This window comes from Xanthomonas sp. SHU 166 (assembly GCF_000364685.1).
Classification (GTDB): domain Bacteria; phylum Pseudomonadota; class Gammaproteobacteria; order Xanthomonadales; family Xanthomonadaceae; genus Xanthomonas_A; species Xanthomonas_A sontii.
This window is the reverse complement of the sequence record NZ_AQOJ01000378.1, coordinates 1-2,398: the sequence shown is the minus strand read 5'-3', so window position 1 is coordinate 2,398 and position 2,398 is coordinate 1. Positions and strand designations below refer to the sequence as shown.

Sequence of the window (2,398 nt, the reverse complement as noted above, 5' to 3'; positions counted from 1 at the left end):
CGATGCGGCGGCCGCCGCCAATCCGGTCAACGTGCGCCCCACCGCCGAGGGCCAGTTAGCCGCGGCGCGCGCCGGACGCCTGACCGGCATCTTCAACGGCTCCAACGTGCGCTGGCACCAGCAACTGCAGCAGGCCGCGCTGGAGAGCCGGCTGAAGATCCCGATGCTGTTCGCCGCCGATGTGATCCACGGCTTCACCACCGTGTTCCCGGTGCCGCTGGGCGAAGCCGCCAGCTTCGAGCCGGAGCTGGCGCAACGCACCGCGCGTGCCGCCGCACTGGAAGCCAGCGCGGTCGGCATCGACTGGACCTTCGCGCCGATGGTCGACATCGCCCGCGATGCGCGCTGGGGCCGCGGCGTGGAAGGCAGCGGCGAGGACGTGCTGCTGGGCCGGCGTTTCGCCGAGGCCCGCGTGCGCGGCTTCCAGGGCGAAGGCATCGACCATGCCGATGCGCTGGCCGCCTGCGCCAAGCACTTCGCCGCCTACGGCGCGGCCGAGGCCGGCCTGGACTACAACACCGTCGACATCTCCGAGCGCACCCTGCGCGAGGTGTATTTCCCGCCGTTCCAGGCCGCCTTCGGCGCCGGCGCGGTGACCACCATGGCTTCCTTCAACGAGCTGTCCGGCGTGCCCGCCACCGCCAACACCTGGCTGCTGAGCCAGGTGCTGCGCGGCGAGTGGAACTACAGCGGCCTGGTCGTCTCCGACTACACCGGCGACCTGGAACTGGTCGCGCACGGCTACGCCCGCGATGCGCGCGACGCGGCGCGGCTGGCGTTCCTGGCCGGCGTGGACATCAGCATGCAGAGCGGGCTGTACCTGCAGCACCTGCCTGGCCTGGTCGCCGACGGTGCGGTGCCGATGGCGCGGCTGGACGACGCGGTGCGCCGCGTGCTGCGCTTCAAGGCCGCGCTGGGCCTGTTCGACGACCCGTTCCTGCGCATCGTGCCCGAGCGCGCGCAGGCGCGGCAGCGGCGCCCGGAGACGCTGGCACTGGCGCACGAGGCCGCACGCAAATCGGTGGTGCTGCTCAAGAACGAGGGCGAACTGCTGCCGCTCAAGCGCCAGGGCCAGCGCATCGCGCTGATCGGGCCGATGGCCAGCAACTGGGTGGAGAGCGCCGGACCGTGGACCCTGTTCGGCGGCGACGACAGCGGCAACGACCTGGCCACGGCCCTGCGCGCGCAATTGGCCGATCCGGCCGCGTTGCAGGTGGTGGAAGGCTGCGCGTTCGAACACGCACTGCCCGGCGGCGTGCAGGCGGCGGTGGCCGCGGCGACCGCGGCCGACGTGGCGATCCTGGCGATCGGCGAACCGCTGCGCTACTCCGGCGAAGCGCAGTCGCGCACCGACATCAGCATCCCCGGCGCGCAGCAGTCGCTGCTGGCCGCCGTGGCGGCCACCGGCACGCCGGTGGTGGTGGTGCTCAGCAATGGCCGTGCGCTGGTGCTCGACGGCGCGGTACTGGACGCGCCGGCGATCCTGGTCAGCTGGTTCCTCGGCTCGGCCTCCGGCCCGGCGCTGGCCGACATCCTGCTCGGCGTGCACGGCCCCTCCGGGCGCCTGCCGGTGAGCTTCCCGCACGAATCCGGGCAGTCGCCGTACTACTACGCGCACAAGCCCACCGGTCGCCCGGATCCGCGCCCGAACGCGCTGACACCCTTCACCACCCACTACCGCACGATCTCCAACACCGCGTTGTTCCCGTTCGGCCACGGCCTGACCTATGGCCGCATCGAGTACGGCGAACTGACCTTGAGCACGTCGCGGCTGGCCGCCGGCGGCACGCTGAAGGTCGCCGCACGCATCCACAACCGCGGCCACCGCGACGCCGAGGAAGTGGTGCAACTGTACGTCCGCGACCGCAGCGCCAGCATCACCCGCCCGGTGCGCGAACTGAAGGATTTCCGCAAGGTCGCGGTGCCGGCCGGCGGCAGCGCCAGCGTGGACTTCGTGCTGCGCCGCGAGGATCTGCTGTTCGTGGGCCAGGCGCTCAAGCCGACGGTGGAACCGGGCCAGTTCGATCTGTGGGTCGCGCCTTCGGCGCAGGCACCGGGGCTGACGGCCAGCTTCGAACTGCTGGGCTGATCGCCGCCTCGGCAAACGCTGGCGGTGGCGGCCACGCGGTCGCCACCGCGGTCGGCGCGTGGCCAACGTGGGCGGCATTTCACGTCGGCGGCACTGCGGGCTGTCGCGTCACGATGCGCGATGCGCGATGCGCAATGCGCGATGCGGCATGGGACCTCATTGCGGGAGCGGCTCCAGGCGGTTTTGAGACTACACGGAGCCCTTCTCGCAGAGCCGTGCGGAGCCTTACCCGGGTGCACTGTGGGAGGGACTTCAGTCCCGACGCTTTGCAGGGTCTGGCGGTGGCGGCCACGCGGTCGCCACCGTGGC

The 2,398-nt window shown here is 72.0% G+C and carries 1 protein-coding gene; it reads left to right on the top strand.

What is annotated here, in order from left to right; genetic code table 11:
- Window positions 1-2,089 (top strand): glycoside hydrolase family 3 N-terminal domain-containing protein (locus D180_RS10545; protein ID WP_017912766.1); only part of this gene is annotated, 2,089 nt, incomplete at its 5' end.
- Window positions 2,090-2,398: the final 309 nt, after the last annotated feature.